Raw genomic sequence first — 23,047 nt, 5'->3', positions numbered from 1 at the left:
TTTTTAGATATTTTTACTAAATATAAAAGCTAGGATATTATAAATATCCTAGCTTTTAGTTAGATAATATTATTTACTTTTCACCTTAAATCTATCTTTATTTGGAACTATTTTTATATTTAGTACTGTAAGAAGTTTCTCTAAACTCTTAACTTGATTTATATACTTTAAGTTATCTCTACTTACAAGTAACTCAGTCATTTTTAATATATCTCTTTTTTCTTCTAAGTCTAATTTTCTTCTCTCTTTTAATATGCATCTATTAATATAAGTAAGTGTAGTCCAAATCTGTTCATCTGTTATCTTGTTTATGTTCATTAATACCCATGTAAAATCTTTACGTCTATTATTTGCAGGATATGCTTCCTTGAAGAAAGTTATAAAATGATTAGTTTCTTTTGGATCCTTATTAGTAACATGCTTTCCAAGTTCACCCTTTAGCTTATTTTTTAAAAACATAATCGTATTAGGTTTAACTATGCTTCCCATATCTTCTATACTCTTATAAATAATATTATATGCTTCTTGACGCTTTTCATCAGATATATTTTCATTTTTAAGTTCTTTTGACTTTTCAATACATTCTAATATGTTTTTCTTACAGTTTAATTCCTTATTATATATGTTTTTTAATATCTCCGCTCCATCTAAATTTTCAAAGTCTGTATCTTTAATTTCTATGATATTTTCATTAGTATCCATACTCATATTTTACCTACCTTATTTTATTTTCTATATTATATCATATACTATTTAGTTATTTTATAAGATATCTTTCTAATATTTAATATTATGTTAAGTATTTGCGCTTTTTAATCTTAAGTTATATACTTTTTATATAATCTTTAACTAAATTCAAATTTATAAGGAGGTTTTATGCCTAGTTTAATATTAGAGGGGGGCACTTTTAGACCAATATTTAGTGCTGGAATAATGGATGCCCTTTTAGATAATGACATTATATTTCCATATTGCATTGGAGTTTCAGCTGGAATTACTAATGCTTTTTCATATTTTTCAAATCAAAAAGGACGAAATCTTGAGATCTTAGAAAATCATAGAAATGATAAGAGATATTTAAGCTTAAGAAATTTCTTAAAATGTAAAAGTCTCTTTGGATTAGACTTTGTGTTTGATGAAATTCCAAACAAATTATATCCTTATGATGTACATGCTCTTACAAATTATGAAGGAAAAATTTTAGTTGGAGTAACTAATGCTGAAAATGGTAAAACTGAATACCTAGATGGAAAAACAATAGATAAAAAGAATACCATGCTTAGAGCCACTTGTGCAATTCCACTATTTTTCCCTCCTATAAAAATAAATAATCATTCATATTATGACGGTGGTCTATGCGATCCAATACCTGTGAAAAAGGCTATTGAAGATGGAAATGATAAACATCTTATTATACTTACAAGACCTAAAAGTTACAGAAAAAAACTTGGTCGCGGAAATAAATTAGCTGCAAAATTAGTTGGAAGAAAGTACTCTAATTTAAAAAATGCATTCTTAAATCGTCATGAAATGTATAATGAAACAGTTAGATTCTGTGAAGAACTAGAAAGACAAGGTAAAGCAATAATATTAAGACCTTCTGAAGAACAATCTATAGATAGTTTTGAGAAAGATGTTACAGTTTTAAAGGAAGCTTACACAAATGGTTATAACATGGCTACTGAGAGATTAGATGATATAAAGAGCTTATTTGGTTAATATTTTATATAGTTATAAAATAAGAGTGAAGTACACTCTACTCCCTCTTATTTTATAATTATTTGTAAGAAACTATAATTTATTAATTAAATCCCTTAAATACATTCTTATATTATATTTCCTTTTTTAAGTTAAGTATGCATCTTTTACCTGGAGTGTTATAACACTGATTACAAGATATACATTTTGGTTTTCTTAAATCTCCACGTTCCCATCTATTTATTAAATCTGGTTCTGCTGTTAATGGTCTTGCTAATGAAAAATATTCTATCTTACTATTATTCAATATATCCTCCATAACATCTATGTGTCTATTTCCACCTATTAATATAACCGGAACATCCACTTCCTCTGCAAGCTTAGCTGAATATTCTCTAAAATATGATTCTTTATCTTTTGATAATACTACCTTTGTTCTTGATGCCCCTAAATTATTAGCAATAACTTCTTTTATAGATCCATTTCCTCCACTTACTTCTATTGCATTTATCCCAAGATTAGCTAGTCTTTTTGCAATATAAAGGCTTTCTTCTTGAGTAAGGCCACCTTCTTTTACGTAATCTGCTGAATTTAATTTTATAAGTATTGGAAAATCCTCTCCAACTTTTTCTCTAATATCTTTAAATATTTCAAATACTATTCTTCCTCTATTTTCAATACTTCCACCATATTCATCATTCCTCTTATTATAATAAGGTGATAAGAATTGGCTTAAAAGATATCCATGTGCACAATGTATTTCTACTCCATCAAAGCCTGACTTCTTTGCCCTTAAAGCTGCATCACCATGTGCTTTTACTAAGTATTTTATATCATCTTTTGTCATCTCTTTAGCCCAAGTTTTAGTAACTTCATTTTCCATGGTTGAAGGTCCCCATATAGTTCTATCTCCCACATTAAATTTAGTCATAAACCCACCATATGCTATTTGCATTATTATATTAGCTCCATACCCATGAATCATATCCGTAAACTCTTTATATTCACTTATAAATGAATCATCATATATACCCATCATCCCTGGATTTGGTTGTTCACCTTCTGTTACAAAAGCATATCCAGTTATGATAGTTCCGACTCCACCTTTTGCTAACTCTTCATATATATTAGATAATTCTTTAGTCATATGCCCTTTATCATCAGCTAGAGATTCCCATAGTGCTCCTCTAATTATTCTATTTTTCATATTCATATTTAATAATTTACTCTTATCAAAAATTGATTTCATATTAACATCCCCTAAAAATTTATTTTTAACTTACAATAACTATAAAATCTTATTATATATATTACAAGTACGCACTTTTATGTAAGATAGGTTACTTAAAGGTAAGAAATATCTATATTACTTACTTTAATTGACTTATATTAATAAAATTTGTTAGTATTGTATAAGTAGTTTTAAGAGGTGAATTATAAAATGATAATTAATAATGGTAAAGAGTATGTTTGTCTTTTAGATTTAGCGATGGATTTTGTAAGAGGTAAATGGAAATCAGTATTACTTTGCCACCTTTCTTCCGGCCCAAAAAGATTTTTAGAGCTTACTAGACTTACACCAGGCGTAAGTCAAAAAGTACTAACAGAAAACCTTAAAGAGCTAGAGAAAGATAACTTAATAACTAAAGTAATATATCCAGAAGTTCCTCCTAGAGTTGAATATTCATTAACTCCAATGGGCAAAGATTTAACATGCGCAATTAAAGAAATTGAAAAATGGTCTTATAAATATTTCTCACACCTTACCACTCAAGAGTCTATTAATAAAAATTAAGGACAGATAATAAAAATCTGTCCTTAGCTTTATTTTTTAATTGTTTCATTTTCTAATAAATCGATATATTCACCATATCCTTCGGCTTCCATATCTTCTTTTCTTATAAATTTTAATGATCCTGAATTTATACAATATCTTAATCCGCCCAGTTCTTTAGGGCCATCACAAAAGACATGTCCTAAATGAGAATCAGAATTTTTACTTCTAACCTCTATTCTCTCCATATTAAAACTACTATCTCTTTTTTCTTTTATTACATCTTTAGTAATTGGCTTAGAAAAAGCTGGCCATCCACATCCTGAATCGAATTTATCTGTAGATGAAAATAATGGTTCACCACTTGTTATATCTACATATATTCCTTCTCTAAAGTTATCCCAATAATCATTTCCAAATGGTGGCTCCGTAGCACCTTCTTGAGTTATTTTATATTGCAAATTTGATAGTTCTCTTTTTAATTGTTCTTCACTTAGTTTTTCATACTTACTCATTTTTTTACCTCTTATATTATTAATATACTTAATTATAGTCTATGACCTTATTTTAACCTATATTTATATAGTTATAACTTTATTTAATGTATTTTTTGTTTCTTAATTATGAATTTTAAGAAAATTAATTTATGTATTCCTATTAAAATAAAAAAATTAAGGTATATATTAACTATCTTAATACATACCTCAAATACTTGTCTAATACTAATATATATATATATCTGAAAATTCAACTTTCATTCTATCAAGTTGAACATAGTCTACATTATTGTCCATTCTAGTCATTGCACACTCACTTACTTCATGCATATTGTTTTCTATATCAGGTATAATCACTACTACTTCTGTACCAACTCCTAATATACTATGGATTTGTATATCTCCTCCATGCATTTTTGCTAAAGATTTTGCAATATAAAGCCCAATACCACAGCCCTCACTTATTTTTGTCATTCTATTATTTATCATTTTAAATCTATCAAAAATAACTTCTAAATTATCCTTTGATATTCCTACTCCATTATCTTTTATTCTAATCTCTACCATATTGTTATTACAATATAAATAAACTTCTATTTTCCCTTTAGATGAATTGAATTTTATAGCATTAGATAGAATATTTAAAATTATTCTCTCCATGTGCTCTTCATCAAAAAATGCTAATTTTTCTTCAATCTCTGTATCAAAAATAATTTCTACAGGCTTCGTAAATCCAAAATCATTAGTTCTTTCACATATATTTTCAACAAAACTAACTATATCTGTCTTAATAGGATTATATCTAAAGAAACCTTCTTCTATTTTTATGCTATCTATTAAATTATTTATAAGCTTTATCATTCTAAAAGTATTTTTATTACATGCATTAACATATTGTATATAATCGTCTTTGTCTTCAATATTTGAATTTTTTATCTTTAAATCTAAAAGTTGTAAACAAGTAAATATTAAATTTATAGGAGTTTTAAATTCATGAGATATATTTGCAAAAAACTCTTCTCTTAGCTTATCCAATTCACTTTGCTCTTCTTTTTTATTAGTAATATCATTTATAACAATAATTCGTTTTAAGGTATTATTGTTTTCATCCTTTAATGGATGGCTTCTAAACCAAGCCCATCTAACTTCACTATCATTTCTAATTATTCTTGCAACTTCATCGAAGGGCTCATCGTAATTTATATTATCAAACAAATATCTATCTTCAGGATGTATATTATTAGGTGCAACTAAAAAGTCATCTGACTCATATAATTCATTGCGGCTTACACCATAAAGTTTCTCAAAGGCATCATTAACAAATATAGTTCTACTTTTCTCCTTAATGATAACAACATCATCAAGATGATTAAGAATATTAAATAGTATTCTTTCATTAGTTATCAATGTATCTTCAACAGCTTTTTTATATGATATATCTCTTGTTGCTCCTATAACACCTGCAATTTTATTATTTTTATCAAAATATGGGACTTTAATAATTTCCTCGATATACCGGGTTCCATCTGCTAACTCTATTTCATCTACATATACTTTTCTTGCCTTAGCCTCAATAACTTCATTATCAATATGTCTAAACCATTTTGCTTTTTCTTTGTCATATAGTTCCCAATCTGATTTTCCTATTATATCTTTTTTACTTTTCCCAATATATTCTGCGAATTTTTTATTACAGTTTGTGTATCTTCCATGAATATCTTTGCAAAATACAAAATCTGGCATAGAATCAATAAATAAATCTAAAAGTTTTTTCTGCTCTCTTAATTCTTCTTCTAACCTTTTATTTTCTTTTATAGACTCTTCTTTGCACCATAAAATTATATGATCATCATTGATTTTTTTAACATCCATACCGTCTGTTTTAAACTCTTCATATATCATTACTATACTAATTATATCATTCCAAAAATCTTTGTTATATAATATCAGATTACTTTCCTCTTCTTTTAGTAGTTCATTGAAACTTTTATTTATTATATATTCAGCATCATAATTAGTCTCCTCTACTAAAACATCAAACCCTTTATTATCCTCATTACTTGAAACCTTACAGTAAAAATATTTCATTGATACTGTATTTAGTATTTCCCTCCACTTATTCCCCATAAGATTCTCCTTTTTATACGCTTCTTCCCCACGCTATTAGTATATATTTTACATATTATACTTAAATTATATTATCTGTTTTAATTCAATACAACACTTTACTACTTTTTTTGTATTATAATATATATTTTTTTATAAAATTATTTAATTTTATTATTTGTTTTTATAAATATATTTCAAAACTTATAAATATATTATTAAAAATGCTTTTAAAATATATTTATTAAAATTTTATAAGTACTGAAAATTTTATTATTTATTGTATATTATATATCAAAATATTAACATTAAAAACATATTTTTCATTATATTAAATATTTTTAAGATTATTATCTATTAATGTGTAAAATTTATAAAATTAGCAAATACTATTTAGGAAATTCAACTTAAGGAGAGATTTTTATGGCTAGTACAACAGGTATTGTGAAATGGTTCAATCAAGAGAAAGGATATGGATTTATTTCATGTGATGATGGTAATGATGTTTTTATTCATTATTCAAATGTAAAAGAAGAGGGTAATAATAAAGACCTTCATGAAGGAGAGAGTGTTTCATTTGATATAACAGAAGGACAGAAAGGTCCTATGGCTATAAACGTTCAAAAAATATAATAAAAAATAAAAGACACTACCTAATTTATGGTAGTGTCCTATAGTCAAGGTATCCGAACCTACAGATTCTTCATTGACTACACTATTATTTTAACCTTAAGTATGTCTATTATACATTTAAATTTTGATATTAATAGTTAATATTAGTATCTATATATTTTCTTGTAATTATTCCAAAGTCATCACTTTTATTTATTATTCTTCCATTATAATTGTTATAATCATCTTCAACTAATTCAACCATAATTAAATTTAGATTTTCCTCTTCAATATATAAAACTATTCCATAAGAGCATTCTATAGAAAACTCCATCTCACCTGTTTTAATAAGCTTTTCTTCACATTTATAATCATGAAAATTTTCAGATGATTCTTCATAACATTCACCTGGCGCTATTCTATATTGAATTCCATCAATAAATCTAAAATATGTAACATTTTCATCACATATTCCTCCAACCATTAAAAATAGTCCATACTCTTCTTTTTTTAAAAGCTCTATTAAATCACTTTCATTTAATTCTTTTTTTATTTCATTGTCTATTTTAAAATCATTTAAATTTATAATATCAATTAAATCTATTAATTTTTCATCCTTAAGGGATCTATATATATTCTTTAAATCTGCTTCATATTTTTTTAGTAATCCTTCTATATTTACATCTGATAGTTTTAGAATAATTTTATTCATATTTTACTCCTTTAATTAGTTTTAATTTATATATTAATTTAAAAACTTTGTTAGTATATCATAGTTTGATAATAAAATCTATAATATAGATAAGTTTAGATTTTAATTCTATACACTTTACCTTTATCATAAATTTATTAATATATTTCTCATGAAAATTTTTAAACTCTTGTTAATTTGGTAATAATCATAATGTTATTTTTATTTTTATTTAGAGATTTATAATCTTTAAGATTGGAGAAATATGAAAAGACTTAGTTTATTTCTAATTTTATTAATCACTGTATTTTCATTTTCATGTATATTCTTTTATACTGACTTTAAAGAAAGTCCAGAGGAGGCTAATACAACAATGAATAAAGTAGATGCTATAAAAGATAAAATAAACACTATGTCATTAGATGAAAAAATAGGTCAGCTAATAATTGGTGGTTTTAATGGATATACAGTTGACTCAAATACTGAAAAATTAATAAAAGAAAATCATTTAGGTGGATTTATATTATTTCAAAGAAATGTAGAAAATCCTAATCAACTACTTGAACTTACAAATACTTTAAAATCACTTAATAAGGAGAATATTGCACCACTTTTTATATCAACAGATGAAGAAGGCGGAAATGTTACTAGAATGCCTAAGGAAATAAAAAAGCTTCCATCTAATTCTTATATAGGTAAAATTAATAATGAAGATTTTAGTTATAACATAGGAAAAACTTTAGGAAAAGAGCTTAATGCATTTGGAATAAATATGGATTATGCACCTGTACTTGATATTAATAGTAATCCTAACAATCCTGTAATTGGTATAAGATCTTTTGGTAATAATAAAGATATAGTTACAAGACTTGGCACTCGGACCATGGAAGGAATTAAGTCTCAAAATGTCATCCCAGTAGTTAAACATTTCCCAGGACATGGTGATACTTCTGTAGATTCACATATGGGGCTTCCTATCGTTAATCATGATTTAAAAAGACTTACTGATTTTGAACTTGTTCCTTTTAAATCTGCCATTGATAAAGATGCTGATGCTGTTATGGTTGCTCATATATTACTACCTAAATTAGATCCTAAGTATCCTGCAACTCTTTCTTATAATATAATTACTAATCTTCTTAGGAAAGATTTAGGCTTTGATGGAGTAGTTATAACTGATGATATGACTATGGGTGCTATTATAAAAAATTATGATATAGGCGATGCTGCAGTTAAATCAACTAATGCTGGTGCAGACATAATTTTAGTCTCTCATCAATATGAAAATATACAAAAGGTATTTAATTCTATAAAGGAATCAGTTTTAAATAAAACTATTACAGAAGATAGACTTAATGAAAGTGTATATAGAATACTTTCACTAAAGGAAAAGTATAAACTAACAGATAATAAAATTAATTCTGTTGATGTTAATGAAATTAATAAATCAATTACTGATGTGTTAAATAATAAATATTAGCCTAATAATATTTATTAAATCACATTAAAGTATCCTAGTTAATAGAAAGAATATGTTTCAAAACTAAATTAGGAACTGTCTATTTTTAGATAGTTCCTTTAATTAATATTATAATTCTTTTTCTGTTGGAATAGAATCAATAGCTCCATAATTAGTGCAGGTTATAGCTCCAACTTTATTTCCATAGAATATTACTTCTTTCCACCCATCAAAGCTTATTTCTTTTTTGTATTCTATTTCAGATAACTTTTTAAGAACTCCACCAACGAAAGCATCTCCGGCGCCTGTAGAATCTACTTGTTTTATCTTAATTGATGGAATTACTTCCATATTAACTCCATCACTTATAAGAGTTCCTTCTCCACCTAATGTTACAGCAACAACTTTAGCTCCAAAATCGTGTAGCTTCCTAACACCTTCTATTAAATCTTCTTCCTTAGTTATTAATTTAATTTCTTCATCGCTAACTTTTATAAAATCTGATTGTTTTATAAACTTTTTGCAATCTTCAACAAATCCATCTAATTTGTCATTAGTAATTAACATATCTCTATAATTTGGATCAAATGAAATAAATATATTATTTTCTTTTGCATAATCTAATAATTTAAAGTAAGTATTTTTTAGTTCTCCATCTAAAAAACCTGTTGCTGAACCAAAATGTATAATATCACTATTACTGATTTTTTCTAAGTCTATATTATCAAATGAATATTCTCCATCACTACCTCTATGGAATTCAAAGTCCCTTTCTCCACTTTCATCAATAGCAACGAAGGCTAAAGTAGTGTATCCATCCATTTTAGTCATTTCTGTATTTATATTTATTGACTTTAACATGTCTACTAAGAATCTTCCAAATGAATCATTCCCAACTTGTCCTAAAAAGTAAGCTTCTCCGCCAAGTTTACAAACTGCTGCTGAAACATTCGCTGGTGCACCACCTGCTTTTTTTTCAAAATTTACTCCACTTTTTAATCCTGTTCCAATATCTTTACCAATAAAGTCAATTAATAATTCTCCTATGCAAAACACTTTATTCACAGTACTCCACCTCTCCCATTTTCCAAATATTCATTGAATTGATATTAAGTTTACCATCATTTGATTTTACAGAGATACCACAACTTGAATCCTTAGGATACAATCTAATGGATGCTACTTCCATTCCATCTTGTAGATATATTTCTACTGCTGATTTATCAACAAACATATCTATTTTAAAATTATTTTTTCCCTCTAATTTAAATTTCCTAGCATCTTTATCTCCAAATAGCATGTTGCTTCTATCTATAATACATATCTCATCGTCAAAATTGTACTTAAGTAATGTATACTCTTCATCTGAAGCCATAAATTTAATTTCTATATCTGAAGATGTATTTTTATCTACATCTAGCTTTAATTCATAACTATTAGACATTAAATCATTATATTCCATATAATCAGTTTGTATATCAGATAAATTAAATACATTTTCTTCTCTTAAATTCTTAATCTCTTCAATTGGCTTTTGATAAATCCTATCATCTTTTAAAGATAATTCTCTTGGCATAGTTAATGAATGTATCCACCCATATACCTTACTTGGATGTACATCTTCAGTTTCAGGTAATCCCATCCATCCTATTAAAATAGTTCTTCCCTTATTATCTTTAAATACCTGTGGTGCATAGAAATCAAACCCCTTGTCTAACTCTTTAAACTCTCCATGTTTAAATTCTAAACTTTCATAATTTAATTTTCCAATCATATATCCTGATTGATATATATTTTGATATTTAAACTCTTCAGCCTTAAGACCTTGGGGAGATACTACAAATATGTCCTTCCCATCTAGTTCAAATAAAGATGGACATTCCCACATATAACCGAAATTATCATAATTAGTTTTAATTTCACCTTCAAGTTTCCATGTATCAAACTCATCTGAACTATAAAGTAATACTCTGCCTTTTAATTCTTTATTTTGTATTCCATAAATACTATAATACTTACCATTCTGCTCCCAAACATAAGGATCTCTAAAATGAGCTGTATATCCTTTTGGAATTTCTTTTATTATAGGACCAAGCTTTTCTATCTTCTCATCTTTTGATAAGACTGCTCTACATTGGTATGATTCTCTATTATTATTTTCATCCTTAACGTTTCCTGTATATAAAAGTTCTAAGTTGCCATCTCTTACAAGGGCACTACCTGAATAGCATCCATCCTTATCATACCAATCAGTAGGTGATATAGCTACTTTAGGGATACTAAACTTTTTAAAATCCTTTGTAGTTACATACCCCCAATGCTTATATTTATGTTCGCATCCATATGGATTCCATTGAAAAAATATATAATATTCTCCATTGTAATAGCTTAATCCATTTGGATCATTAATAAGTCCAAATGGTGCTTCAAAGTGAAAGTTATTTCTCCATTTATTCTTTTGTTTTTTATAATACTCTATACAATCCTTATTTATCTCACTACTGCTCCTAAATTTCACTATAATTTCACCCTCCAAAAATCTGATTGGTGAAATTATATATGCATAAATAGAATTTTATCTAATCTATTCTCTTTACACTTTCTCTTATTATAAGCTCTAAAGGAATATCATCTATTTCATCTAACTTTTCCTCATCTATTAGATTTAAAATTCTATCTGCTGTCTTTTCACCAAACAGTTTATAATCAATTTTTACAGTAGTAAGTGATGGATAAGTTATTGCACCAACATCATAGCCTCCAAATCCTGCAATTGATATATCATCAGGTATTTTGATCCCTCTCTCTAAAAGAAATCTCATGAGTCCAAGTGCTATATTATCAGTTGCACAAACAACTGCTGTTGGATTATATTTCAAAACTTTATCTCCTGATTCATATGCTTTATTAAATGAAAAGTCTGTTTCAACAAAGTTTAACCTATAATCTTCTCCTTCAAATACTTCATAAAATCCTTTTTTTCTTAAAACTCCAACAGACTTATCCTTTTCACTTACTCCTAAAAACACAACATTTTTGTGTCCTTGCTTTTTTATATATTCTCCAAGTAATCTTCCTATTTTCTCATCATCTAAAGTTATATAGTTTAAGTATTCAGATTTTTGACCTGAAAACATAACAGGTATAGGTAGTTGATTTGCTATTTTTACGTGTTCTTTTGCTATCTCAAAGGACATTATTATAATCCCATCTACCCCTTGCTGATATAACTTCTTTATATGACTTAATTCTTTTTCTCTATTTAATTCACTAGTTAGAATAATGCCTTGATATCCATGTTCTTCTAGCTTTTTATTTATTCCATTTAATGTTTTTCCTGCTGTAAATGAATCTATTCTAGGCATTATTATCCCTATTAATTTACTTTTTTTAGCTTTTAATCTCTTTGCAAAGAAATTTGTTTCAAAGCCGGTTTTTTCAATTGCCTCTTTTATTTTATTAACATTTTCACCACTTACATAGCCTCCATTTAAATATCTTGATACTGTACTTTTTGATACTCCCACCATGTTAGCTATATCTTGTATTGTTACTTTCATTTTCTCCTCCTAAATAAAGGTATATTTTCCATGCTATTAGCTTTAATAATTATACCATTATTCACGAGTTTAAATACACTACTCTTGAGGCTTAAAGAAAATATATGTTAATAAAAATGCTACAACTATTCCAATTCCATTTGCTATTAAATATCCAATTAAATTTGAATTTACATATAAAAGAGTTCCAGGTAATGCTGTTATTCCCATTCCTGTTCCTGCTAAATGTATTATTGAAGCGAACATTCCAGATGCTGCTCCACCTATACATGCAAATATAAATGGTTTTATAAATCTTAAATTAACACCAAATATTGCAGCTTCAGTAATTCCTAAAAATGCTGGAATTGCTGATGAAATATATAGTGAACGTTTCTTTTTATCTCTTGTCTTAAGTCCAACTGCAAGTGCAGCTGCCCCTTGTGCTACTATTGCTCCAGTAATTACAGCATTAAATGGATTTAATCCTGTACCTGATATAAGTTCAACTTCTAATGCATTGAATATATGATGAACCCCTGATACTACTATAACTTGGTGAACTCCACCAATTATTGCTCCACCAATACCAAGTGGTAAACCTAAGAACATCTTAAATAACTCTAAAATATATACTTCACTTGTATGCATTATAGGACCAACTACAAGTAATCCAAGTAACATTGAAACTAATAAAGTTAAAAATGGCGTTACTATTAAATCTAATACATCTGGCATAAACTTTCTGATTGTCTTTTCAAGTTTTGCAGCTATTATTCCAAGTACTAATGCTGGAAGTACTGAACCTTGATATCCAACTATAGGAATACTAAGTCCTAATAATGAAATATATATAGGATCTGCTCCACCTGCTACTTGCCAAGCATTTGGAAGCTGTGGCGCTACAAGCATAAGTCCAAGTACTATACCAACTACTGGAGTTCCTCCAAACTTTTTCATAGTTGACCATGCAACTAATGCTGGTAAGAATATGAATGCTGTATCAGTTAAAACCTCTGTAAGTGTATTAAAAGTAGGATTTAATTCTACTCCTAAATTTACTAGTAAGCCTCTAAGCCCCATGAATAATCCAGTTGCAACAAGAACTGGAATTATAGGTACAAAAATATCACCTAGAGTACGAGATATTTTTTGCGGTAATGTCATATTACTATATGCATCTTCTTTAACATTTCCAGTATCAATACCTTCTCCTGACATTGCTGCATATACCTTATTTACAAAGCCTGTCCCTAAAATTATTTGATATTGTGCTGCTGCAAAAAATTGTCCCTTTACTCCGTCAATGGTTTCAATTGCTTTCTCATCAATTAAACTTTTATCTTTTAATATGAGACGTAATCTTGTAGCACAGTGTTCCATCGATTTAATGTTATCTTTTCCACCAATATATTTTAAAATCTCCCTCGCAACTACTTGCTCTTTACTCATTTTCAATACCTCCTAATAAAAATCTCTTTTTGATATTTTTATGGTACCAGTTCCATATATATTCTGTCAATTTAGAAAAATATCATTATAATATAATTTTATATATTATTTTATTAAATTAATTATATTAATTTCATTTATTAAATACATATATATTTTTATTTAATTTATTTTATTATTCATATATTTTTATAAAACCTTTACATAGATTTTATGGTATTAGTTTCATAGAATGATGTATTAATAAAAAAAGATGCACTTATTTAAAAGCACATCTTTTTGTAAGTTATATTTTGTAAGTTATTATTTTGAAGTGTCTATTCAATTCTTTCTTTTGCTTTATAAACAATCTTCGCTAAAGGAAGAGCTATTACTATACCAAGGACTACTTGCGCTGCATCTCCTGGAACATGCATAGCTGCATATATAATACTTCCTACAAATCCATTAGAAGCTCCCATTATAAGTCCACCCATTATTGCATTACCTATAAAATATCCTATAAGATCTACAACCCCTGCAACTATAAAAGCAACTAAGTAAGTATTGAAATTTTTCTTTTTAGCTCTTTCTATTAATATAGCTGCTGTTAGTGCCATAAAACCTTTTATTACAAATGTAAAAGGCACCCATATAATATATCCTCCTAACAAATCAACTAGTGCCATTCCAATGGCTCCAGCTGCTGTTCCATATTTTTTACCTAAAAGTACTGCTGATAATAAAACCATACAATCTCCAGGTTGCATAAATCCATTTAGAGTAGGTATTTTTATAATACTTCCAGCAATAAAAACAAGCGCTATCATAAGTCCAGTCAGGACAAGCATTCTTATTCTAGAATCTTCACCACTATGTACATTTTGCATATACCTCTATCTCCTTGCATTAATATAGATAAATGATATATCTAACATATGAATTCATTACTAAATAATTTATAAACTTCTATTAACACTTATTAGAGCATTTCTTTAAACCTTGTAACTTAATAAACATTTTAAATAGTTTTATCCTTTTTATTCTTATTAGTATTACATTATAAATAAAATTTATTATTTATTAAAATATTTCAAAATAAAAAGGATAGTCTTTTTCACCTATCCTCAATAACTACAATAATTTTTCTAACATTATCATATCTCTACATTGTATATTATTTTCATATATCTCTTCTTTATAATTCTCTATAAAAAAATCCTTTTTTGTCTCTGTTATTGTAAAGTCCATCTTTTTATATAAATTTATTTGGTTTATAGATGAGTTACCAGTACCTATTAATATCCTAATTCCGCCTAAGCTCTTTATATACTCTTCTGCTTTTATAATTAAATTCTTTGCAAAACCTCTTCTTCTATAACCTTCATCTACAGCTAAATTCATTATCTCATATACACTATTCTCTTTTTCTAAAAATGCTATAACTCCTACTATATCATTCTCTATTTTAACTACTATTACTTTTGATTTATTTATATATTTGTTTATTACATCAATTGATGGATCTGCAACTAATAATAAATCAATTGGTACCTCTTTAATTTTAACATGCTCTATCCTTATCTTTAACTTATCACTACACATATAACTTATCACCTTAAATGAATTCTTTCCCTTACTATTAGGTTTTAGGCTTATTACTTATTATGAAATTTAACCTTTATTATGGAACCTAACCATATCTATAACTACCACAAAACCTATTAATATTTCGTTTATACTTTCATCATTAATTTCTAAAATGTATCTATCTCTTCCAAAAGTTAATTCCTTATAAAACTTTCCAATTGAAATACCATTTCTTATAACATCATAGCTTCTTCCTAAGATTCCCAAACCTTTTAATTCTATGTCTCCAACCTTTCCAGAAGCTCTATAATTAGGAACCATCAACTCTTTTTCAAGAACTCCTATGCTATTACCTACTCCATCATATAGTTCATATTTGTGAGCACCAATTCTAATTTTTTGCTCTAAATAAACATATTTCACATCCTTATTAGCAGAATATACAGATATATTTTTTCCTATATCAAATTTATCTGCTTCAACTAAATAAACCTCATTATCATGTTCATCATAAACATCAAATTTTGCTCCCATAGCGAATAATCTTTCTTTTATATAAAATCTTCTCATACTCCCCTCCTTTTAGATTATTATAATAATAACCCTTATAACTATAAAAAATATTAAACAATTTATAAGCTATACTACTTTTTATCCCCTATATCTCTCTCTAATATATTTCAATTATTAATAATTTTATCTATAAATATATCAACATTATCCTTTGTTACTATTTCATGAGAATCTCTAATATACTTTCTATTTAGAATCATTTCATCTTCTTCTGTCCCTTCAGATGTAGCTAAAATATATGAGATATCAAAAATTTTTTCTGCTTGCGAATTAGCATCACTTAATACAGTACCAGTTAAATAACCTTCTTTAATATACTGCATAGCTGCTTCTATTCCATCTACACCAACCACTACAGGCATATTGCTAGTTAAATTTAAATTTTTAAAGGCATCTATTGCACCTAAAGCCATCTCGTCATTATTGCTAAATATAACCTCAATTTTATCTCCATACTTTTTTATCCAATCTTCTGTTTTTTCCTTGGCTTTTATTCTATTCCAATCAGCTATATAACTTTCAAGCTTCTCAACCTTGACATCACTTTCTAAAAATCTCTTTATACAATACTCAGTTCTTATTAATGCATCTTGATGATCTTCCTCACCTTCTAACATTACATACTGTATTTTTCCATCATTATTTTTATCTACACTTTTCTTATTTTTATTATATTTTTCTAATACTATATCAGCTTGCATTATTCCTGATTGTTCAGCTTGTGTTCCTATATAATATACCTTATCCCACATATTCATATCTTCTTCTACAGGCTCACGATTAAAAAATACTACTGGAATATCTGAATTTTTAGCCCTATTAATAATAAATGAAGCTGACCTTCTATCAACAAGATTGATACACATTACATCATAATTTTGATTTATGAATTTATCTACTTGCTCATTTTGATTATATTGATCACATTTTGCATCCTCTACGGTGAATGTAAATTTATACTTTCCTTCTGCCCCCTTCTCCCTTGCTAGTTTTTCTAAGTTATCTACTATGCTAGAAATAAAAATATCCGATCCTTCATACACACTAACTCCAATTTTTATTTCTTTCACCTCTTCATTTGTAGTTTTTTCCTTGCATCCAATAAATGTATTAGCACTAACTAATAACACTATGGCTGATAAAGTTTTTAACCAAGATTTCATGGTTCCACTCTCCAAACTACCTTTATTATTTAACAAAAGGAAAAAGCAACTTCTCATTTCTCTCTGAATACATATTTCTCTTATTTACAATAGAAAAATCTATATCTTTCTCTTCTACCTTATTATTTTTCAATTTATTTACAGCCATTTCTACACTTAAATACCCTAAATTAAATTCATTTTTTACTGCAACTGCATCTATTATATTTTCTTCTACATATGATAGTATTTTATTAGTTAATCCCACTCCATAAACCTCAAAATCACTATTCTCCCTTTTATTTCCCATATATAAATCTTTTTTTATCTTTGCTATAACCTCAAGAATTTCTGAATCAAAACTTACAATTACATCTACTCTATTCTCTTTTATATATTTTAATATTTCACTATACTGTTTATTCTCATCTTCACTTATTTTTACATACTTATATTTATTCCTTGTGTTATTTATTTCTTCAATGAATCCTTTATTTATTTCTTCTAAGGTCGCAAATTCTTCTTCATTTCCGAATATGACAAAATTCTCACTTGTATTTCCTCTTTGAATTATCTCTTCGGCCAAACTTTTACCTATATCGTAATCATTGCATGATATACATGATAAATTCTTTTTTAAGTCCATTTTAGAATCCATTAATATAACAGGTCCATTATAATTATGCTTATTTATTACTTCCGAAATTTTCTCATAATCTAAAGGTGATATAATTATGGCATCTATATCATCATTTATACATTTTTCTAGTAATTTATTTTGCTCCTCTATTTTGTTTTCTTTTGTAATTCTATATATCTCTACTTCTACATTCATATCCTTTGATGCCTGATTAATCCCTTCACTTATAAATGTTAAATTATCATTTTTGCTTATATATGCCATCTTATAAATAGGATTTTTATCATCTTCTGTATTTAAATATTTAAAAACTATTATAATAAAAAAAATAATTAATATAAAAAAGATTAAAAATAGTATATTCCTTCTCTTTAATTTCATTTATTTTTATCCTCCATATTATAATAGTCATCATATTCTAAAGCCTTTATATGAACTCTAATAGTTGTTCCTTCATCAGGCTCACTATATATCTCCAATCCATATTCCTCTCCAAAATATAATTTAATCCTTTCATTAACATTTCTAAGTCCTACCCCTGAACCATTTCCTTTTATTTTTTTATTTCCTTTTAATAAAGACTCTACTACAGATTCAGTCATTCCAAGTCCATTATCTATAACATCAATATACACATCTTCATTTATACTATATGCTTTTATAAATATTTCTCCATCTCCATCCATATAATCCATGCCGTGATATATAGCATTTTCAACTAATGGTTGTACTATAAGTTTTATACAAGATAAATTTAAAATTGAATCTTCAGCCTCTATCTTATGGCTAAACTTATTTTTGTAACGTATATTTTGTATTGTTAAATAATTGCGCACATGTTCTAGTTCATCTTTTAATGTTATAACATTTTTCCCTTTACTTAGACTTATTCTAAAAAATCTTGCTAGGGCAGTAACCATAGTTATTGCACCATCATACTTTTCACTTTCTATCATCCATATAATGGAATCTAATGTATTATATAAGAAATGTGGATTTATTTGAGCTTGTAGTGCATCTAACTCACTTTTTCTTTTAGATTCCTGTTCTATTACTATATTTTTCATTAATGCATTAACTTGTGATACCATAGAATTTATTGCTTCCCCTAGATGTCTAACTTCATATGTTCCTTCAGTTGAAAAATCAATATTTAAAGCTCCTTCCTCAAAATCCCTAACTTTATTTTCTAAATTCTTAATTGGATTTGCAATTTTTGATGATACTAAAATATTAATTATAGTTAAGATTAATATTCCAAAAAATATGCTGAATATAATAAATATTCTCATATGGCTATAATTTGCTGTTATATCTGACATAGGAGTTACAGCTACTATCTTCCAGCCCGTATATCCAACGCTCTTAACAGTTACTAACCTTTTTTCTCCATCAAAAACTTCCGTTAAAGTTCCATCTTCATATTCTGCTGCCATCTTATTATTTTCTTTTATTAAATCTGAATATATTAGTTGTTGCCTTGGATGGTATATAATTTCTCCCCTTCCATCAGTTAAATACATATATCCTGATTTACTAATATCTATATTTTTAAAAATTTGTTCTATACCACTAAAATTCATATCAACTAGAAGTACTCCTTGACTTATTTCTCCATTAGAAGTAAGTTCAACCGCTCTACTTGATGATACTACCCATCTATATTTATAACTTGGATCTTCGAATAAATTCTGTACGTGCGGCGTAGAAAAATGTAGATTTCCCTTTTTACTTATAGCACTAGAAAACCACTCACTATCCCTTGGGTCTACTGAAGATTTTAATTCCTTCATTGGGTAGCCAGCTATTACCTCCCCATACTCTGAAAACAATGTCATACTAACTAAAAAATCTTTATTTGTATCATAGATAAGTTCCATATCTCTACTTATATTATCAGAAGATAGATTAGATTTTTTTATGATATTGTAATAGACTCCATCTGATATTCTCATAATATTTCTTAAGTAACTATCAAGGTTTAAATTTACTTGATTTACTATAGATTTATTATTTTTTGATATAATACTTTCATTTATATTTACAAATTTAATATATAATACTTGTCCAAGCGCAATCATTCCAGCAACTGCAATTATAGTAAATGAAATAGATATTATATACTTCATACTTTTATTTTTATAGAAATTGTTTAACTTTAAACTATTTAATCTCATATAGTTTACCTACTTAACTATTCCTATATTTTGATGGAGATACTCCAAATTTTTTCTTAAATACGTAACTAAAATAATTTGGCTCTGGATATCCAACTTTTTCAGCTATAACATATGATTTATAGTCTGTTGTATTTAACAAATTTACTGCAACCTCTAACCTTACAGTTGTTAAATAATTTATAAAACTAGTTCCAATTTCTTTTTTAAATATTGTAGAAAAATATGTTGGGCTAACATGCAGATTTTTGCAAACCTTTTCTACAGACATATCACTATCACTATAATTTCTATCAATATATCTTTTTGCTTTATCTACAAGCAATTTTGATGAGTCTAATCTCTCTCTTTTTATTAAATAATTTATTTTTATAGACCTTTCTATAAACCATTCTTCTATATCATCTATTGAATCAAAGTTATCTAAATGACTATAGCAATTAAAATTTTCTCCAAAAACTTCATCTATACTTAAATTGTAAGCCTGTGTCACCTTTAATAATGATGTAGTAATTTGTATTAAATAAATTTTATATTGATTAAATGGTAATAAAGATTTCTTTACTCTTATAAATAGTCTATGTACGGTTTCTCTTATTTCTTTAGCTCCTTTTATTTTAATAGAATTAAGTAGCTCTCTCTCATCATTCTCATCAAATTGTAATTGAACTGAATTGTCTGGCTCCACATCATCTATATATATGGCTTTTCCCCTTCCTAGTACAATTCTATAATGAAGAGCATTTCTTGCCATCTTATAAGAGAATCTCATTTCGGAATAATCACTAGTTACTTGTCCAACTCCAGCTGAAACTCTTTTTCCAATTATACGCTCTGATGTTTTGCATACTTCATTTAATCCCTTTATAAATTTTAGTATCTCTTCCTCACTCTTTAAATTTCCTATTGCAACTATAGTTCCTGAGTATATAAAACTTATACAGTTACAGTAATCTACCATTACTTCGTCTAATATTTGTTTTATTGATATATTTATTAATTCTTCTTTTAATTCTTCTTCATCTATTTTTTCTTTTATGCTATCAGTATTTATTACTCCTACAGAAACAAAGGGAAAACTAAATTCTATTCCAAGTTCCTTAGCTTCTTTTTTTAATGACTCACTTCTTATTCTTCCTTCTATTGTTCCTACTAAAAATTTTTCCTTTAAAATCGGTAAACTTTCTTTATAATACTCATAAAGTTTCTCTACATTCTTTTTTTCATCATATTCTTTATCTATTTTATCTTTTAATGCTTTTAACACTTCAATTAACTCATTAGAGTTTATTGGCTTTAAAACATAATCTACTACATTTATTTTTATGGCTTTATGTGCATATTCTAATTCATCTGATCCTGAAAAAATTATAATTTTTGTAGATGGAAGAATATCTTTTATTTTTTCTCCTAATTCTAATCCATCCATAAATGGCATTTTTATATCTGTCATAATTATATCTGGCTGTAATCTCTCTGTTTTCTCTAATGCATCTTTACCATTTTCAGCATCACCTACAACTATAAAACCATACTTTTCCCAATCTATTTTTCTTATAATCCCTTGACGAATCTCTTCTTCATCATCGACTATTAAAACCTTATATAAATCCATACCCTTTTCTCCCATTATTTATACCTTTTTCATTTTAATGTAATTTATCCCTTATAATAGATTATCGCATCATATTATTTGTTATTCAACATTTTATTCTTATTTTGTAATAAAAATTAATATTAATTATGTATTTAGAAAAAAATATATAATAATTCAAAACAATTTATTATAGTTATATATTTAAAATTTTAAAATTAAAAAGGATTGATAGAATAAAACTTAAGTTTTTTCCATCAATCCTCTTAAAATCCATTATAATTTTTTTATTTAATAACTACCCCTAAAGTTATAGCTAGACCTAACATAACTAATAATACTGTAATAAATCTATCCATAGTCTTCAAGGATACATCTATATTCCCATATAAGTTATCTCTAATATTTCTTTTAGGTTCATTATTTTGTTTTTCTAAATTAGGTTTTTCTAAAATCTCTTGTTCTATATTATTGTTCTCCATAATATCTCTCCTATTACTTTTTAGCAAGATATTTTCTTACATCAAGTGAAACTGCTACTATTATAATTAAACCTCTTATTATAAACTGCCAGTAAGCATTTACTCCTATGAAGTTTAATCCATAGTTTATAACTTGAAGAAGTACTGTACCTATTAATACTCCAGGTATTGTACCAACTCCACCGGTGAATGATACTCCCCCAACTACGCAGGCTGATATAGCATCTAATTCATAGTTAAACCCTGTACTAGTAGTTGTAGAACCAGCTCTTGCAGCTTCTAAGAATCCTGCAATACCATATAATATACCTGATATCATAAATATAATCATAATATTCTTAGCTAAATTTACGCCAGATACTGCTGCTGCTTCTGGATTTCCACCTATGGCAAACATATTTTTTCCAAGTTTTGTTTTATTCCAAATAAACCACATAATTAATGCAATAATTGCTAAGTAAAAAATTAAATATGGAATTTCTATCGGTCCTAGCTTTAAACTTCCTGTTACTAAATTCGTATATCTTTGGTCTAAGTTGGCAACTGGTTGCGCACCTAGTGGAGGTCTATCAATATAAAGACATGATGCTCCATATGCAATAAGTTGCGTTCCTAAAGTAATTATAAATGCATGTACCTTTAATTTTGCAACCCCAAATCCATTGACAGCTCCAAACATACCTCCAATTATCATGGCTACAATTAATGGCACAATTACTGGTAATTGTGGAAGGTCTGGATACATTCTTGATACATATGTTGTAGATTGTAATAATGATGCTGAAACTATTGCTGTAAATCCTAATATACGACCTGCTGAAAGGTCAGTTCCTTGTAATACTATAAGTCCTGCAACTCCTAGTGCTAGAATACCACGTGTTGAAGCTTGACTTAAAATATTAGTTAAGTTTTTAAATGAAAGGAATGATGGTTCTTTTATTACAAAGAAAACTATCATCATTGCTAGCACTATGTATAGCGCATAGTTTACCATAAACTTACTTACTTGTTCTTTATTCATTTTTACCTTTTCCATACTATC

22 protein-coding genes are annotated in these 23,047 nt (G+C 27.1%); 4 read left to right on the top strand and 18 right to left on the bottom strand.

Annotated features, from left to right (window positions below; translation table 11 throughout):
* Positions 1-69 precede the first annotated feature (69 nt).
* The gene (locus tag ACQPUW_RS04085; RefSeq protein ID WP_430836225.1) at positions 70-708 is read right to left on the bottom strand and encodes a hypothetical protein; all 639 of its coding nucleotides are present in this window, start codon (positions 706-708) and stop codon (positions 70-72) included.
* Positions 709-876: 168 nt separating this feature from the next.
* On the opposite strand from ACQPUW_RS04085, the gene ACQPUW_RS04080 reads away from it, so the two are divergent.
* Positions 877-1,719, top strand: coding sequence for a patatin-like phospholipase family protein (locus ACQPUW_RS04080; protein WP_430836224.1), 843 nt, complete (start codon positions 877-879; stop codon positions 1,717-1,719).
* Positions 1,720-1,831: 112 nt separating this feature from the next.
* Here the strand turns inward: ACQPUW_RS04080 and ACQPUW_RS04075 are convergent, their stop codons facing one another.
* Entirely contained in the window at positions 1,832-2,947 is a 1,116-nt protein-coding gene (locus ACQPUW_RS04075; RefSeq protein WP_430836223.1) for an NADH:flavin oxidoreductase, read from the bottom strand.
* Between the two features lie 192 nt (positions 2,948-3,139).
* On the opposite strand from ACQPUW_RS04075, the gene ACQPUW_RS04070 reads away from it, so the two are divergent.
* A complete protein-coding gene (locus ACQPUW_RS04070) occupies positions 3,140-3,493 on the top strand; it encodes a winged helix-turn-helix transcriptional regulator (RefSeq protein ID WP_430836222.1) in 354 nt (117 codons plus the stop codon).
* A gap of 29 nt (positions 3,494-3,522) precedes the next feature.
* Here the strand turns inward: ACQPUW_RS04070 and msrB are convergent, their stop codons facing one another.
* Positions 3,523-3,987, bottom strand: a complete 465-nt coding sequence (gene msrB, locus ACQPUW_RS04065; protein ID WP_430836221.1) for a peptide-methionine (R)-S-oxide reductase MsrB — start codon at positions 3,985-3,987, stop codon at positions 3,523-3,525.
* Between the two features lie 207 nt (positions 3,988-4,194).
* On the bottom strand, positions 4,195-6,096 hold the full coding sequence (locus ACQPUW_RS04060) for a PAS domain-containing sensor histidine kinase (protein WP_430836220.1): 1,902 nt from the start codon (positions 6,094-6,096) through the stop codon (positions 4,195-4,197).
* 402 nt (positions 6,097-6,498) lie between these two features.
* Here ACQPUW_RS04060 and ACQPUW_RS04055 point away from each other — a divergent pair, with 402 nt between their 5' ends.
* Positions 6,499-6,708, top strand: a complete 210-nt coding sequence (locus ACQPUW_RS04055; RefSeq protein ID WP_204595355.1) for a cold-shock protein — start codon at positions 6,499-6,501, stop codon at positions 6,706-6,708.
* A gap of 130 nt (positions 6,709-6,838) precedes the next feature.
* Here ACQPUW_RS04055 and ACQPUW_RS04050 read toward each other — a convergent pair whose 3' ends face one another.
* The gene (locus ACQPUW_RS04050) at positions 6,839-7,399 is read right to left on the bottom strand and encodes a hypothetical protein (protein WP_430836219.1); all 561 of its coding nucleotides are present in this window, start codon (positions 7,397-7,399) and stop codon (positions 6,839-6,841) included.
* A gap of 352 nt (positions 7,400-7,751) precedes the next feature.
* Between ACQPUW_RS04050 and nagZ the strand changes: the two genes are divergently transcribed.
* On the top strand, positions 7,752-8,858 hold the full coding sequence (nagZ, locus tag ACQPUW_RS04045) for a beta-N-acetylhexosaminidase (RefSeq protein ID WP_430836218.1): 1,107 nt from the start codon (positions 7,752-7,754) through the stop codon (positions 8,856-8,858).
* 108 nt (positions 8,859-8,966) lie between these two features.
* On the opposite strand, the gene ACQPUW_RS04040 is transcribed toward nagZ, so the two are convergent.
* The 13 genes from ACQPUW_RS04040 to mglC form a co-directional block, all read right to left on the bottom strand.
* Entirely contained in the window at positions 8,967-9,902 is a 936-nt protein-coding gene (locus ACQPUW_RS04040; protein WP_430836217.1) for a carbohydrate kinase family protein, read from the bottom strand.
* Positions 9,895-11,355, bottom strand: coding sequence for a glycoside hydrolase family 32 protein (locus tag ACQPUW_RS04035; RefSeq protein WP_430836216.1), 1,461 nt, complete (start codon positions 11,353-11,355; stop codon positions 9,895-9,897). Before ACQPUW_RS04035 ends, ACQPUW_RS04040 begins: the two co-directional genes overlap by 8 nt.
* A 61-nt stretch (positions 11,356-11,416) precedes the next feature.
* The gene (locus tag ACQPUW_RS04030) at positions 11,417-12,397 is read right to left on the bottom strand and encodes a LacI family DNA-binding transcriptional regulator (protein WP_430836215.1); all 981 of its coding nucleotides are present in this window, start codon (positions 12,395-12,397) and stop codon (positions 11,417-11,419) included.
* A gap of 78 nt (positions 12,398-12,475) precedes the next feature.
* Complete coding sequence (locus ACQPUW_RS04025) at positions 12,476-13,828, bottom strand: sucrose-specific PTS transporter subunit IIBC (RefSeq protein WP_430836214.1); 1,353 nt, start codon at positions 13,826-13,828, stop codon at positions 12,476-12,478.
* Positions 13,829-14,145: 317 nt separating this feature from the next.
* The gene (locus ACQPUW_RS04020) at positions 14,146-14,697 is read right to left on the bottom strand and encodes an ECF transporter S component (protein ID WP_430836213.1); all 552 of its coding nucleotides are present in this window, start codon (positions 14,695-14,697) and stop codon (positions 14,146-14,148) included.
* Positions 14,698-14,941: 244 nt separating this feature from the next.
* Positions 14,942-15,412, bottom strand: a complete 471-nt coding sequence (locus ACQPUW_RS04015; protein WP_430836212.1) for a GNAT family N-acetyltransferase — start codon at positions 15,410-15,412, stop codon at positions 14,942-14,944.
* A gap of 69 nt (positions 15,413-15,481) precedes the next feature.
* Positions 15,482-15,967 carry an LURP-one-related/scramblase family protein gene (locus ACQPUW_RS04010; protein WP_430836211.1) on the bottom strand — a complete coding sequence of 162 codons (486 nt, stop codon included), beginning with the start codon at positions 15,965-15,967 and terminating at the stop codon, positions 15,482-15,484.
* A 110-nt stretch (positions 15,968-16,077) separates the two neighbouring features.
* Positions 16,078-17,133 (bottom strand): galactose ABC transporter substrate-binding protein, encoded by a 1,056-nt coding sequence (locus tag ACQPUW_RS04005; RefSeq protein WP_430836210.1) that lies wholly within the window; start codon positions 17,131-17,133, stop codon positions 16,078-16,080.
* Between the two features lie 25 nt (positions 17,134-17,158).
* Positions 17,159-18,133: a substrate-binding domain-containing protein gene (locus ACQPUW_RS04000; protein ID WP_430836209.1), complete on the bottom strand. Its 975-nt coding sequence runs from the start codon at positions 18,131-18,133 to the stop codon at positions 17,159-17,161.
* Positions 18,130-19,929 (bottom strand): sensor histidine kinase, encoded by a 1,800-nt coding sequence (locus ACQPUW_RS03995; RefSeq protein ID WP_430836208.1) that lies wholly within the window; start codon positions 19,927-19,929, stop codon positions 18,130-18,132. The genes ACQPUW_RS04000 and ACQPUW_RS03995 overlap by 4 nt, the downstream gene beginning before the upstream one ends.
* A gap of 13 nt (positions 19,930-19,942) precedes the next feature.
* A complete protein-coding gene (locus ACQPUW_RS03990) occupies positions 19,943-21,544 on the bottom strand; it encodes a response regulator (protein WP_430836207.1) in 1,602 nt (533 codons plus the stop codon).
* Between the two features lie 266 nt (positions 21,545-21,810).
* Positions 21,811-22,005 carry a hypothetical protein gene (locus ACQPUW_RS03985; RefSeq protein ID WP_430836206.1) on the bottom strand — a complete coding sequence of 65 codons (195 nt, stop codon included), beginning with the start codon at positions 22,003-22,005 and terminating at the stop codon, positions 21,811-21,813.
* A 13-nt stretch (positions 22,006-22,018) separates the two neighbouring features.
* On the bottom strand, positions 22,019-23,041 hold the full coding sequence (gene mglC / locus ACQPUW_RS03980) for a galactose/methyl galactoside ABC transporter permease MglC (protein ID WP_430836205.1): 1,023 nt from the start codon (positions 23,039-23,041) through the stop codon (positions 22,019-22,021).
* Positions 23,042-23,047: the final 6 nt, after the last annotated feature.

The organism is Clostridium sardiniense (assembly GCF_050584765.1).
In the GTDB taxonomy this organism is placed as follows: domain Bacteria; phylum Bacillota; class Clostridia; order Clostridiales; family Clostridiaceae; genus Clostridium; species Clostridium sardiniense_A.
The sequence above is the reverse complement of the archived record's forward strand: the minus strand, read 5'-3'. Positions and strand labels throughout refer to the sequence as shown.

Bases quoted from the DNA above. Each gene is read 5' to 3' on its own strand.
- ACQPUW_RS04085 (WP_430836225.1), bottom strand. From the start codon at position 708: ATGAGTATGGATACTAATGAAAATATCATAGAAATTAAAGATACAGAC.
- ACQPUW_RS04080 (WP_430836224.1), top strand. From the start codon at position 877: ATGCCTAGTTTAATATTAGAGGGGGGCACTTTTAGACCAATATTTAGT.
- ACQPUW_RS04075 (WP_430836223.1), bottom strand. From the start codon at position 2,947: ATGAAATCAATTTTTGATAAGAGTAAATTATTAAATATGAATATGAAA.
- ACQPUW_RS04070 (WP_430836222.1), top strand. From the start codon at position 3,140: ATGATAATTAATAATGGTAAAGAGTATGTTTGTCTTTTAGATTTAGCG.
- msrB (WP_430836221.1), bottom strand. From the start codon at position 3,987: ATGAGTAAGTATGAAAAACTAAGTGAAGAACAATTAAAAAGAGAACTA.
- ACQPUW_RS04060 (WP_430836220.1), bottom strand. From the start codon at position 6,096: ATGGGGAATAAGTGGAGGGAAATACTAAATACAGTATCAATGAAATAT.
- ACQPUW_RS04055 (WP_204595355.1), top strand. From the start codon at position 6,499: ATGGCTAGTACAACAGGTATTGTGAAATGGTTCAATCAAGAGAAAGGA.
- ACQPUW_RS04050 (WP_430836219.1), bottom strand. From the start codon at position 7,399: ATGAATAAAATTATTCTAAAACTATCAGATGTAAATATAGAAGGATTA.
- nagZ (WP_430836218.1), top strand. From the start codon at position 7,752: ATGAATAAAGTAGATGCTATAAAAGATAAAATAAACACTATGTCATTA.
- ACQPUW_RS04030 (WP_430836215.1), bottom strand. From the start codon at position 12,397: ATGAAAGTAACAATACAAGATATAGCTAACATGGTGGGAGTATCAAAA.
- ACQPUW_RS04025 (WP_430836214.1), bottom strand. From the start codon at position 13,828: ATGAGTAAAGAGCAAGTAGTTGCGAGGGAGATTTTAAAATATATTGGT.
- ACQPUW_RS04020 (WP_430836213.1), bottom strand. From the start codon at position 14,697: ATGCAAAATGTACATAGTGGTGAAGATTCTAGAATAAGAATGCTTGTC.
- ACQPUW_RS04015 (WP_430836212.1), bottom strand. From the start codon at position 15,412: ATGTGTAGTGATAAGTTAAAGATAAGGATAGAGCATGTTAAAATTAAA.
- ACQPUW_RS04010 (WP_430836211.1), bottom strand. From the start codon at position 15,967: ATGAGAAGATTTTATATAAAAGAAAGATTATTCGCTATGGGAGCAAAA.
- ACQPUW_RS04005 (WP_430836210.1), bottom strand. From the start codon at position 17,133: ATGAAATCTTGGTTAAAAACTTTATCAGCCATAGTGTTATTAGTTAGT.
- ACQPUW_RS04000 (WP_430836209.1), bottom strand. From the start codon at position 18,133: ATGAAATTAAAGAGAAGGAATATACTATTTTTAATCTTTTTTATATTA.
- ACQPUW_RS03995 (WP_430836208.1), bottom strand. From the start codon at position 19,929: ATGAGATTAAATAGTTTAAAGTTAAACAATTTCTATAAAAATAAAAGT.
- ACQPUW_RS03990 (WP_430836207.1), bottom strand. From the start codon at position 21,544: ATGGATTTATATAAGGTTTTAATAGTCGATGATGAAGAAGAGATTCGT.
- ACQPUW_RS03985 (WP_430836206.1), bottom strand. From the start codon at position 22,005: ATGGAGAACAATAATATAGAACAAGAGATTTTAGAAAAACCTAATTTA.
- mglC (WP_430836205.1), bottom strand. From the start codon at position 23,041: ATGGAAAAGGTAAAAATGAATAAAGAACAAGTAAGTAAGTTTATGGTA.